Annotated in this window: 6 protein-coding genes; 3 read left to right on the top strand and 3 right to left on the bottom strand. The window is 45.9% G+C overall.

What is annotated here, in order from left to right:
- Positions 1–4: 4 nt before the first annotated feature.
- Positions 5–1,084, bottom strand: a complete 1,080-nt coding sequence (locus M0Q51_10990; GenBank protein MCK9400503.1) for a hypothetical protein — start codon at positions 1,082–1,084, stop codon at positions 5–7.
- A 126-nt stretch (positions 1,085–1,210) separates the two neighbouring features.
- Here M0Q51_10990 and M0Q51_10985 point away from each other — a divergent pair, with 126 nt between their 5' ends.
- The 3 genes from M0Q51_10985 to M0Q51_10975 are packed head-to-tail and all read left to right on the top strand — an operon-like array spanning position 1,211 to position 5,487.
- Entirely contained in the window at positions 1,211–3,616 is a 2,406-nt protein-coding gene (locus M0Q51_10985) for an MMPL family transporter (protein ID MCK9400502.1), read from the top strand.
- Between the two features lie 4 nt (positions 3,617–3,620).
- On the top strand, positions 3,621–4,487 hold the full coding sequence (rfbA, locus tag M0Q51_10980) for a glucose-1-phosphate thymidylyltransferase RfbA (protein MCK9400501.1): 867 nt from the start codon (positions 3,621–3,623) through the stop codon (positions 4,485–4,487).
- Positions 4,488–4,512: 25 nt separating this feature from the next.
- The gene (locus M0Q51_10975) at positions 4,513–5,487 is read left to right on the top strand and encodes a polyprenyl synthetase family protein (protein MCK9400500.1); all 975 of its coding nucleotides are present in this window, start codon (positions 4,513–4,515) and stop codon (positions 5,485–5,487) included.
- 7 nt (positions 5,488–5,494) lie between these two features.
- On the opposite strand, the gene M0Q51_10970 is transcribed toward M0Q51_10975, so the two are convergent.
- Both M0Q51_10970 and M0Q51_10965 read right to left on the bottom strand, forming a co-directional pair.
- Positions 5,495–7,456: an ABC-F family ATP-binding cassette domain-containing protein gene (locus M0Q51_10970; GenBank protein ID MCK9400499.1), complete on the bottom strand. Its 1,962-nt coding sequence runs from the start codon at positions 7,454–7,456 to the stop codon at positions 5,495–5,497.
- A gap of 46 nt (positions 7,457–7,502) precedes the next feature.
- On the bottom strand, positions 7,503–13,598 hold the full coding sequence (locus M0Q51_10965) for a T9SS type A sorting domain-containing protein (protein MCK9400498.1): 6,096 nt from the start codon (positions 13,596–13,598) through the stop codon (positions 7,503–7,505).
- Positions 13,599–13,829: the final 231 nt, after the last annotated feature.

Raw genomic sequence — 13,829 nt, 5'->3', positions numbered from 1 at the left:
GGGATCATTCGGCGAGAATGATCTCCCGGGCCTTTTTGGCAAATTCTTCCGTTGCCGTGAGGATCATCTGTTCATCCGAAGGATAGGCCGCTTTTTTGGAAATAAGCAGTTGCCGGGTGGCTTCCCCCGCTGCGTTTGGATCTCCCTGGAGGGTGGCATAAGCATTTGAGAAGACAGTCTCCACTTTAATCGATACACTGTTAATGACCTGCCCAATCCTTGGGTCGAAATATTCAAGGCTTCCGCTAAGTTGTGCCCTTTTTAGCTGGCGGGATTCTTCGATCAGGCATCGGATGGTATCAACTACCGTTTCACCCTGGTAAAGATCACGTTCCTCCTGGTATTCCAGCTTCTTTATCTGGTCAGAGCCGATATTCATGTCATCCAGGATAACCCGGAGGGTGAAAGCATAGGAATTATCGTCTTCGGCCGGCTTAACCTGGCCATATCTTGCTTTCTTAAATTCCCAGATGATGATCGATAACTGGTCAATCATCGAAGAGCTGATCAATTTACCAGTCCGGTTATGCATTTCATACACCACATTCGTTGCCCCGCCGAGGATGGCTTTACGGATAAGTTTGTCAAGATTTCTGTATGAATCAATCATCCCGGCCACTTTCACCAGTTCATCGTAGGCCTGCCGGGCAGATTCCGGTTTCACATCCTGCAGCAATTTCTCCGCATGGGCATATAAGTAAGCAGTGGCTTTAAATTTTGACTCATTTAAGTCATTTTGATAGTCTTTATTTTCAAAACCTAAGAGCAGGTAAGTTTTTTCAGGTATTGTCATGACCATTTTTTGCCTGCTATCCATTTTCCTGTATGTCTGATAAACTTCATACCAGATGTCGGGTTGCCCGGTGCTCAGCAAGCTATGGATCAGGTCAAGGTCAATTTTGTTCGCCAGGAAATAATTTTCCTTAAGCTCATCCAAGTCCTTCGTCCGACCGGGGTATTGATGGATCTTGCCCACAATACGGCTGATATTCCCGTCGTAATTGGCTGTCGTCTGACCAAATCCCTGAAAACCCATGTAACCGAAAACCAGGACGAGGGAAAAGATGTATTTTATCTTGATCATAATCAAAAAATTTTAAATTAAATAAGTTGAAAAAAAAACTAACTTTGGATTCAGTAATACGGAAAAACAAGTACTTTGCACCAAATTTTGTGCAAAACTATTACAAAGTCAAAATAATTTTCATTCATGTCCCAGTTCCTGGTCAGATTCATTCTGCGCAATAGGCTTGCCAACCTTATAGTTATCCTGTGCCTGACAATGATCATGGGTTACCTGGCCACTGGTCTTAAGATTTCTTATGATTTCAACCAGATGCTTCCGCCTTCTGATTCGACCAGTATCGAGTACCAACATTTCAAAGAAATTTTTGGAGAAGATGGAGCGGTCATGTTCATCGGTATTAAGAGCGATAAGTTATTCTCCCTGAAACAATTTAACGACTGGTGGGACCTTACTTATTCGATTAAAGCGATGGAAGGGGTGGGAGAAGTGGTTTCGCTGGCCAGGATCTATCAATTGGAGAAAGATGACAGTTTGCGAAAGCTCAATTTCAACCTGGTTTTCCGTGACAAACCGAGAAGCCAGGCTGAACTTGACAGTTTAAGGGATGTAGTTTTGTCAATCCCGTTTTATCAGGGTTTTCTGATCAATAAAAAGACAGGTGCCACGATGATGATGGTCACCCTCGACAAAGATAAACTGAAGAATAAAAACAGGGTCAGGCTGGTCGGAGACATCGTAGATCTTACCAATAGATTCGGGGAAAATCATGATATCCAGGTTCATTATTCAGGCCTGCCATATATCAGGATTAAAGTCGCGGAAAAATTACAGAAAGAACAGGTCATTTTTGTCGTCGCAGCCTTAATCCTTACCGTGCTGATCCTGCTTGTATTCTTTCGTTCTTTCAAGATCGCACTTTTTACCCTGCTCATCGTTTTGATCAATGTGGCATGGATCCTTGGGTTAAATGTCCTGCTGGGTTACAAAGTGACAATACTCACCGCGATCATTCCGCCTTTGCTCATTGTAATTGTGGTGGAAAACTGCATCTTCATGCTCACCAAGTTCCACCATGAATTCAGGCTTCACGGCAACAAGGTAAAAGCGCTGTCGAGGATGATCCAGCGTCTCGGAACCACAAACCTGCTTACCAATGCGGCAACTGCAGCCGGTTTCGCCACCTTTATCATCACAGGGAATAAAATCCTGGTGGAATTTGGTATCCTGGCTTCCATCAGTATCCTGACCGCCTATGTGCTCACTTTATTCCTTGTACCGATCATCTTCAGTTATCTTCCTGCCCCGAAATCACGCCATGTGGCTCATTTGGAGTCAGGCCTGGTCCTTCATATCATTACCAGGGTTGTCAGAATTGTGGAACACAAAAGGACCCTGATTTACGTGATTGCCATACTGTTGGTCATCATTGGCTTTGCAGGTATCACCAGGCTGAAAAGCGTCGGGAGGATAGTGGATGATATTACCCGCCGCGACCCGATTTACCGCGATATGGCTTTCATCGAAGAGAATTTCAAAGGTGTCATGCCTTTCGAGATATCCATCGATACAGAAAAGAAGCGAGGGGTTATGAAATATTCGACTATTGAAAAAATAGACGAGGTGCAGAAAGTACTTTCGGAATATCCGGAAATTTCCAAATCATTATCTATCACCGATGTGGTAAAATTTGCCCGCCAGGCGTTTTACAACGGTGATACAAGCTATTACGGCCTGCCCAACACCCAGGAACTGAATTTCATGATAAGGTATCTTCCCAAAATGGAGGAGGGCAAACGTACCATATTAAATTCGTTCCTGGATACCAATATGCAGGTTACGCGCATCACCTCGCAATTAGCCAATATTTCTACCGTTGATATACAAAGGATCAAGGATGATATAAAACCCCGCATCGACTCTATTTTCCCGCCCTCTGATTATAAGGTGATCCTTACGGGAACAAGCATTGTTTATCTGGAGGGATCCAAATACCTGGTGAAACACCTGGCAATGAGTCTTATCCTTGCCATTATCCTGATCTCGGCTTTAATGGCCATGCTTTTCAGTTCGGCACGAATGATCATCATTTCACTCATTCCCAACCTGATCCCCCTGATCATGACAGCCGGTATGATGGGTTTCCTGGGTATCAACATTAAACCATCCACCATACTTATCTTCAGCATTGCTTTAGGTATTTCTGTGGATAATGCTATTCAGTATTTGTCACGGTACCGGCTTTATCTTATGTTCAATAACTGGAAGATCAAGCCCTCAGTCATTTCCGCTTTAAAGGAGACCGGATTCAGCATGATCTACTCCTCCAGCGTGCTGTTTTTCGGTTTCGCCATTTTCATCTTTTCCTCTTTTGGCGGAACTTCAGCTCTGGGATACCTGATCTCCTTTACTTTGCTGATGGCCTTACTATGCAACCTTTTTATTCTTCCATCCTTTCTCTTAAGTCTTGACAAACATCTTACAACCAAGAAGTTCAAGGAACCTCTTCTCGACTATTTTGATGAAGAAATAGACATTGAAATGGAAGAACTGGAAATTGAAAACAAGGAGCAAAAAGGAAAAAACATTTAAACTTATGAAAGGAATTATCCTCGCAGGGGGATCGGGAACCCGGCTATACCCAATCACAATGGCCATCAGCAAGCAACTGATGCCGATCTACGATAAGCCCATGATCTATTACCCCCTTTCCGTGCTTATGCAGGCTAATATCCGGGAAATACTGATCATTTCCACTACATATGACCTCCCAAACTTTAAGAAACTTCTGGGTGACGGGAAGCAGATAGGCTGCCGGTTCAGTTACGCCGAGCAGGCAATTCCAAATGGACTGGCCCAGGCATTCGTGATTGGTGAGAAGTTCATCGGGCAAGAAAAGGTCGCTTTGATCCTGGGTGATAACATATTTTACGGAACAGGATTGCACAGGTTGCTGCTTGAAAACAACAATCCCGAAGGCGGAATGGTCTTTGCTTACCATGTTGCTGACCCGGAAAGGTATGGCGTGGTTGAATTTAATGAAAAAAATCAGGCTATTTCGATAGAGGAAAAGCCAAAGCTGCCCAAATCTAATTTTGCAGTGCCCGGTTTATATTTTTATGATAACACGGTAGTTGATGTGGCAAAAAATATGAAGCCAAGCGCAAGGGGAGAATACGAGATCACCGATGTAAACAAGTGGTACCTTAAGAAGGGCAGGCTGAAAGTAGGCATCCTTGACAGGGGTACAGCCTGGCTGGATACAGGGACTTTTGAATCACTTCTCCAGGCATCACAGTATGTCCAGGTGATCGAACAACGGCAGGGCCTGAAAATAGGATGTATAGAAGAAATTGCCTATCAGATGGGCTTTATCGATGCCGGTCAATTGGTAAAAGTCGCCGAACCATTGCTGAAGAGTGGTTATGGCCAGTATTTGCTTGGCCTTCTTGAAAGAAAATAACAACCTGAAAAATTTCCCACCTTAAATGTACACAGCCGAACATCTTTTACAATCCATCAATGAGGCCATTGACAAAGAAAACTTTCTTAAGGAACCGCATGAGCTTTATGAACCAATTACTTATATTTTTTCTATGGGCGGTAAGCGCATCCGGCCTGTCATGTTGCTCATGGCTGCCGATATGTACGGAGGTGACCTTCAGCAGGCCATGCCGGCTGCCCTTGGAATTGAGATATTTCACAATTTCTCCCTGATACACGATGATATTATGGACCGTGCTCCGCTCCGCAGAGGCAGGCCCACGGTGCATGAAAAATGGAATGCCAATACGGCTATCCTTTCCGGAGATACAATGTTGGTTAAAGCTTATGAGCAGTTTCTCAGATTGCCTGAACCTCTGATAAAACCCGCCATTGCTGTTTTCAACCTTACTGCCACGGGGGTTTGCGAAGGACAGCAATTAGACATGAATTTTGAAGAAAAGGACGATGTGACCATTCCGGAATACCTTGAAATGATCAGACTGAAAACGGCGGTGCTGATCGGGGCTGCATTAAAGCTGGGAGGCCTTGCAGCCGGCGCCCCCGATGAAGATCAGCAGCAGCTTTTCGACTTTGGTATCTATACCGGGCTTCTCTTCCAACTCCGTGATGATTTGCTTGATACTTATGGTAATGCTGAAGTCTTCGGCAAAAAACAATATGGCGACATTATCGCTAACAAGAAGACCTACTTATACCTGAAAACGCTGGAGCATGCAACCGGGAAGGACCGGAGAAAGTTTGCGGAACTCTATGCCAATTCTGCCATCGATCCTGAAATCAAAGTAAAAAAGGTCCTAAAATACTTTGATGACGCAGATGTTAAAAAACTTACGGAAGAAAAGATCAGCGAATATTATCTGCTTGCCCGTAAAGCTTTTAATGCTGTAAAGGTAGCGAAGGAAAATAAAGCACCTCTTGAAAATTATACTGAACACCTGATGGGAAGAAATTCTTAATGTCTCATCAATTCATGGAAACCCGCTGTTCCTGGAGTTTTTCCAATTCGAGGTTTAATTTTTCCCAGTTCACCACTTCAACATCAAGGTCTTTTTGCATGGCTGTATATTTTTGGTAGACCTGGTTAATATCTTCCCCTTTTACCATTTTAGACGGATCGGCAAGCCGTTCATTCAACTTCCTGATAAGATTTTCCAGGTTATGGATTTTAACTTCACACTTTTCAATCTGACCGGAGACTTTTCTTATATCCCGCTCAAGTTGTTTTCTTCTTTCGTAGATCTGCTTATTATCCGATAGATCCGTACCGGAATTTGCAGAAGACGGCCTGGCAGTATTAAGCTCCAATTCTTTAAGTGACCTGATCCGGCGGGATTCCAGGAAATCGTAAATATCACCGATATATTCCCTGATCTTCGTGTCTTTGAATTCAAATACCTTATTGGTCAACCCCTGCAGGAAATCACGGTCGTGAGAGACCAGGATAAGGGTTCCTTCGTATTGGATCAAGGCATTTTTCAGGATATCTTTCGATTGCATATCGAGGTGGTTGGTAGGCTCATCGAGCACAAGAAGGTTTGCCGGGGTAAGCAACAATTTCGCCAGGGCAAGGCGGGCTTTTTCACCACCGGAGAGAACTTTAACCTTCTTATCTATCTCATCTTCCCCAAATAAAAAACCACCCAGTAAAGTGCGGATCTTCGAACGGATATCCCCTACCGCCACCCTGTCGATTGTTTCGAAAATCGTCAGCTCCGGGTCGAGCATTTCGGCCGGGTTCTGGGCGTAATAACCCATCAGGACATTATAACCAATGCGCAATTTCCCGTCGTGTTCCAAAGCACCCATGATAATCCTGGCCAGTGTGGTTTTTCCTTCTCCGTTCCGTCCGACAAAAGCGATGCGGTCGCCTTTAATAGCCGCAAAACTGTTTTGATCGAGAACCAGCTTGGGCCCGTAGCTTTTCGATAGGTTCTCCGCTTCTACGACAACCTTACCAGACGTCGGTGCGGGCGGAAACCTGAAGCGAATGACAGAGGTGTCGAGTTTATCAATTTCGATTTCCTCCATTTTTTCCAACATTTTGATCCTGGATTGAACCTGCCTTGATTTTGTGTTTTTATAGCGGAACCGCTCAATAAACCGCTCTATCTGCCTGATCTGCTGCTGTTGGTTGTTAAATGCAGCCATTTGGCCTTCCAGCCGGGTTTCCCGCTGGCGGACGTATTCCGAATAGGATGCCTTATATTCGTAAATTTTGCCCATTTCTATTTCGATGGTGCGGGTGGTCACATTATCAAGGAAAGCACGGTCGTGCGATACCAGCACAACAGCTCCGGGATAATCAGCCAGAAATCCCTCCAGCCATTGAATAGCTTCGATATCAAGGTGGTTGGTGGGCTCATCGAGGAGTACCAGGTCAGGCCGTTTGAGCAGGATCTTGGCAATTTCGACACGCATTTGCCAGCCATTACTGAATTCATTCAATGGTCTGTTGAATTCCTCGCGACGAAAACCCAGCCCGGTCAAAACTTTTTCCACATCTTCCGCCATCGTATGCCCACCCAGTATCCGGTGCTTTTCGTTCAGTTCTGATAACCTGTCGACTAAGCGATGGTAAGACCTGGAATCGTAATCATCCCTGTTTGTGATCTCATAGGAGATATCGTGAATTTTCTGCTCCAGTTCGCGGATCTCCTGAAAAGCAGACATGGCCTCCTCCATGACCGGTTTAGTATTATAGAGTTGTATTTCCTGCGGAAGATAGGCTGTTGTTTTATCGTTGGGAATAACCACCTCTCCTTCGTCAGGGACATGGAGTCCCATAATAATTCTTAACAAAGTTGTTTTCCCGCTGCCATTTTTCCCGGCAAGTCCGATGCGGTCTTTCTGGTTAATGATAAAGCTTACATTCCTGAATAAAGGACTGCCACCAAATTGAACAGTGATATTTTGAACTGAAAACATGAATAATCCGGTCAGTGGGCAAAAGTAGGGAATTTTGATATTCGGATTACCTCCGGATTGTCAGCTTGCGGGTGCCTATTCCGGCTGCAGTTTCCACGTGTACCATATATAGACCAATAGTGTAACCGGCTGTTTTTAGTTCAAACTGCCGGCCTGTGGTATTTTGATCAAAGACAAGCTGTCCTGTCGCGTTAAATATGGTTACGCGCTTCAAGCCGTCCGAAGAGGTGATGAATGCCTGGTCATTGGCCGGGTTCGGATAAATATTGAAGCTGCCCTTAGCAGGATCAGGATAATTAGCGATCGTTGTCCAGAGTGCGCATGCCTCATTAGAGAAAATACTCTCACACTGGTCGGTTGGACTTTCCCATACCGAGCTTACCTCGTAACAGTTCACTGAGCCTGTAACAAGGCCATCTTCCGGATCAATGTAAGTCATTTCTGATGATGTTCCAATCAGTATATATTCACCGCCATTTACACTCCGGTAGATGTTGAAACCTGTCAATTCTCTTAAGCCATCTTCTGCATTCATCCCCGCTGCAATATTGCTATTTTCAGAAAGCAGCCAAGTCAATAGGATTCCCTCGCCAAAGGCTGGTTCTGCAGTAAGTTCAGTTGGTGCAGCGCAGGTCCGGTAGACATGGATATTATCCACAAACCAACTCCTGATGTTGAGTGAGTTGACACCCATGGCCAGAAATCTGATCTTGAACACTTTGTCCATCGCCTGGGCGCTGATGTCGATATTTTCGGCCGTCCAGTCAAAGCTTCCGTCTATATTGCTGTATTCAGCCACTGTTGTCCATGTCTTGCTCTCCCAGTTCCAAACCTGTGCCAGTAACATCTCCTCCCCCGTTGGCTGGACAATATAAAGTGCCAGGTCGAAATCCAACCATATATTGCCTTCGGTGATGCCAACTGCACATAGCGGGTAACTCTCAAGGGCGATAGTATAATTTGTCCGGATCGGGTCCCAGGTGAATTCCACCGAAGGGGCAGGGTTACCAGCCTGGCCATTCACTGACCAGTTGATCCCGTCACTTATCCAGTCATTATCCTCAAAGCTGCCCAATGACCAGGTTTCCATGAATTCAAGGTCATAGCAATAGTCAACAACCACTTCTGCCGGGCCATCTTCCGTGGATTCGCCAGACTCGCCGTCATTACCATAAGGTGTCAGATCGTATACGGCAGTTGCAGAGTATTGGTAGATACCAGGGTCAAGACCCTCATCCACATATACCTGAGGTTCCATTTCTCCGACATGACTCGTGAACTCTACAAATACTCCGTCACGGTATATGTTATATCCAAGAAGGTTCTCCGGTAAATCGCCTGCCGGTTCGCGTTGATCAATATGGGTTGATGAAGGCCACAATTCAAGTGGCGGATCCCACATCAATATCGCTGCATCATCCGGTGCGCTGCCTGTCAGGTTACGTGGCGGGAAAAGGTACTCACAGAAGAAAGTATAATAATCCTTAGATGATAATCCGCTGGAATAATGGGCCGCGACACTTGCCGTGTAGGTCTTGCCGTACCATAATGGTGCGTAGTTCCAGTTAGTTTCTGATGTTATTCCCATAAAAGCGTCATCAAGGAATACCCAGAAATCAAGATAGGTTGCTGCCGGTGCAGGTACCTGCACCAACACGTTATCAATTGCCCAGCCTGATCCCCACATTGCATCATTGTCAGCATGAAATGCGATCCATATTTGTGAAGGGCCAGTCAGGCCACTGAATGCTGACAGATCTACTTCCATTTCAGCCCAGCTCGTGTCGGGCATGACCCACAATAAAACTTCCCAAGTGGCACCTTCATCCAGCGAGTATTCAATAAATGCAAGCTGGCCATAAGCGCCATTATAAAAACTATCGAAGTATAAGGCATAACCTTCGCTCTCCCGAAGGTCAAGGGGTGGCGTGATCAGGTAGTCGCAGCATCCGTTATTCACTGAGCCGGCCGTATCGTTATTGACAACGGCATAGTAGCTGTCCCATGGTGGGATGACAAAGCCGGCACTGCTTGCATCGTTGCTGCGGAACCAGCCGAAACCCGCGCTTGCGGTAAGACTTTGCCAACCAGGTGGTGGAAACTGCGTATCTTCGAAGCCCTCCTCAATTGCAGTCCGCAAGGGTGAATCCCAGGTGGCTTCCATTGATACCGGATTCACTAAAAGGCTTGTCGGTGGGTACTTTTTCTCGCTCAGAATAATGTTGACCACATTTTCAGCAGAGAAATAAGTATTTTCAATTAAATAGTTATCATAGCCTATCTTAAATGCACTTATATCATAGTGGCCTGTCCAAACCTGGTCAAACAATACTGTGCCGCTTGCAGGAGTGGAAGCGATAAAGGTTTCGTAAGGATAATCTGATCCCTTCAGTTCAACCTCCACGTTTACCGGTTCCAGCCCCGTGGACAAAGTCACATTCACGATTACCCGGCAGTCCATTAAATGGCCCACAATGTTGGATATCGTGAAATTGGAGTAGAGACCACTGGTATACATAGCTTTTACACCGTAGGCATACCAGCCTAGCGGCAATCCAGCCCATTCATAATCATCATAAAAGAGGCTTCCGGTGTCGGCCAGTTCACTCAAGTTCCCGGTCGTTGGTGAATCGTTCGGGTCGAAATCCGAATACCGGCCAATGCGATAATTCGTCACATCACGGTTGCTCATGCCTTCAACACCCTTGTAGGTCACATCGTTACACTCAAAGCCCGGGAGAATCTTCGGCAAAATGCCGCTTTGGGTCCTGGCATATTGCTGCCATTTGGCTGGTACCTTCGGAACAGATCTCCATACTTTATTAGCATTATCGGTTAAACCATCGCCTTCCGGACCGTCAACCCAGGCACGTATCATAAAATCCTGGAGAGGAGAAAGGCTCCAAATATTCGCCTGGAATTTATTATAACTCCTGAAATAGGTCAGGCTGTCAAGATCGACGCCGATCGGGGCCGCATCCGGGGCGTTTGTGGCCTGGTACATGGCTAAATAGAAGCTGCCATCTTCAATTGGTGCACTCAACCAGTCGAAGCTTACCCATCCGTAATTGTTTACGGTTACCTCATTGGAGTCGAGCATCGTGCCTGGAAGGCCGTCTGCACCGTCATCATCAAAGATGGCTATGCCGAATTCTGTCCCAATGAACGATCCGGGGAAGTTGCCGTCGCCGACATAGATCTGGCCGCCTATCGCAGTGGCCGGATAACCTGACGGAGTGAACTTCACCGCGTTCCAGCTTCCAGCCAGGGCATAGATGAAATAGTCGTCGGCTTCCCCATCGTCCATCACGATTTCATATGGTCCGTCAGGCAGGGTCCACGTCACTTCGCACCAGGTGTTGTCGTCCATCACATCAGCATGGACAAAGCCAGGGGCGTAGTTCATATCCCACATATCAGTGCTGATCGGGGTAACCACTCCTTGCAGTGCAATAGTATCTGCTACCGTTACGGTCATGTAACCCAGTTTTTCAAAAACTACAATATAGTTACCCTCGTCCACAAAAAGGCTGTATTGACCATCGTCACCAGTGGTAGTCTGGAATGGACCGGCCGTAACTAAAACACCGGGCAATGGAATGTCATCATCGTGATCAGCAACTGTACCGGCAAACTGCGCCGGTGCATAGACATGCATCGTGTTAACGATAACAAATTCTGCGTTGTCCGGATCGTTGGATTCCAATAAAAGATCCTGTGCATAATCTTCCGGATTGTATCCTTCGGAATCGTATGTGATGGTGATCTGTTTCGAACTTCCCTGAATAACGGTCCCGAAAGCAGGCTGTACATCCACTATAAAATCGGCCGGAACGCTAAATAAAAGGGCCAGGTCATTGTGCAGGTAATTTGTATTATAGGATACCTGTAATCCAATGCCTGGGTTTGACGACTGAATACCCACAGTGCAACTGTTCAATGTAACACCGGCTGCAATATCATCGTACATAATTATGATCTTACCATTCCTGTAAAGGATCACTTCAGCATTGATGTAAAAACCGGCTTGTCCATAACGTTCGTAATTCTTGAACTGAATGATCGTTTTATCAGAAAATGTCTGATAAAAGACCTGGCTTGTACCGGTCCTGAAATACATATCATCCCAAAACCATGCAATAAAATCTTTGTACGTGGAACTGTTCGTTGGGATGCCGGTGTTGCCTAAGGTGATATAGGTCGAAGCAAAACCTATAACTCCATTCGAGTTGACCCAGAACTGGGTTTTATTCTCGCCATAAAATGAGAAATCAAAACCAATATTATAAGGTCCGACTACATTGTCATCACTAAGACCCCATACCGGTGAACCAGTGGTAGAAATGTCAGTATAACTGTAATTTGGTCCGCCTGATTCATCGCTGTCGATCCAGATATAACCGAAATCATCTGGTCCACCGGCGCCCAGGATTACCGGGTAACCGGCACCATTGTAGCTCTCATCACCTTTCTGAATATCCGAGCGGGTCTCAACAGGAGAACCGGGTTGGTTCTTATGCATATTTGGGTCATTCAACAGGTTCAGGGCGGCAAATTCCGGAAAGGTATAAGCCAGGGTCCCGACACCCAGGTTAGTAACCGTTGTATAAACATCTTCTGTAAAACCAACCCACACCCAGCCTTCCAGGTTATCCGGGTCGACATACAGGACCGGGTTTGGCCATTCGATGCAGGAAGGGCCGGCTGGTGAGGAAGATCCTTCATCATAAACAGCCTGAACCGTAAAACAATAGTTACCGTAATCCGGCAGGATACCCGTATAGATCTGGCTGGTCATTGTTCCGACGATCACACCGTCTCGTTTGATTATGAAGAATTGAAAAGAATCGCCGTTCCATTCCCAGGTAAGTTCCACTTTCCCAGTAACATCATCAACCAGCGAAACTTCCAGGTTTTCCGGAGCTATCAGTTCGTTGCCCAAAATGGTCATGGTCAACGGGACGGTAATAGTTGCAACGTTAGGATTGGAGGTAAAAACAACCTCGGCAGTGTAAACTTCACCAGGGTTGGTGCCGGTGGCATCCAGGTGGGTTGGAACATTTGCAACGCCACCGAATGGAAGCACGGTATCATTATAAGAATCCATCGTCAACCAGTTGCTTCGGTCATAAGCGGCATAAATAGCCATCGAGTAATCGCAGGGTGTAACAGGCATGGATAAGTAATTTACAGTTGCCTGCCAGCCAAGCGGACCGTTGCCATTGTTAAGAATATTCAGCGAGGTGGTGAAGTATTCGCCCGGGTTAAGGGTTTCCTCGATATAAAGCGGGCTGATCACCATGTTTGGTTGGGTCAGTGTAAAGTCATGGGTGACAGTATCACCGGAAGGGACATTAATAACCGTCGAAGTGGGGTTATAACCGGATTTGCCACAGCCAACCGTCTGATCACCGGAATTTACTCCCGTAAGGAAGTAATGTCCGTCAGCGCCGGAATTGGTCGAGGGACCATTCTGTACGGCAACCATTGCGCCGGAAATGCTTAACCCATCATAATTAAAGACATACCCTTCAATGTTTCCGGGTAATGTCAGCGGCGACCAGTAAAAGCGCATATTATCGTAGCAGGTGCTGGCACCACTGTAATCAGGCGGGGTTTGCGAATCAGCATAACCGATAAGCATGCGGGTAGCAAATACTGCATTTGTTTTATAAGTGCGAAAATAGGGGCTTGTATAATAGCCATTATCTCCCCAGACAACTTCAATGATCAGGTTGTTGGTTCCAGTCCATATATAATCAGTTATATCGAAAATTTTCCAACCTGTTGATGTTGCCGGAACAAGGCTGGCAGCATAGAATACCTGGGTAGCACCGGTCAAATCCGCATATGCCCCGCCAGTCAATGAAGTATCCTCAGTTTCCTTGATCTTAATTGTAACATTGCTCAAGTAATTGGCTCCTGGAGGAATCTGTTCAAAATTCCAGGCCAGGCTGGTAAATAGTTTTCCTGTCGGGGCTCCTAATTCTGAAGCCAGGTATAGGGTCTGTGTCCTGCAATTTTCCCAGTAGTTGCCCCATGGGCCATAATACGAAGGATAAGTCCCGTAAGTCGTCCCATTGCCAATCTCAACATATTGGGCACAGGGTCTTTGTGAGGACAATACAAATAGTACTGCCATCAACATAAAGGACTTTATTAGAATACTCATTTTATAATATATACACGAAAGCACTAGTAAGACATGTAAATCAACCAATTGGTTGCATAATGGTAAAAAATAACAAAAAAGGCCGGCTACCTGAGGTAACCGGCCTTGATCATGATCTGAAAACTTTCCAGTTTATCGCTGGATGGTCAGCGTGCGGGTGGTCACACCGGCTGCTGTCTCCACTCGTACCATGTATACACC

Source organism: Bacteroidales bacterium (assembly GCA_023229505.1).
Taxonomy (GTDB): Bacteria; Bacteroidota; Bacteroidia; order Bacteroidales; family JAGOPY01; genus JAGOPY01.
Note: the sequence above shows the minus strand (reverse complement) of the source record. Positions and strands in the feature narration are given on the sequence as shown.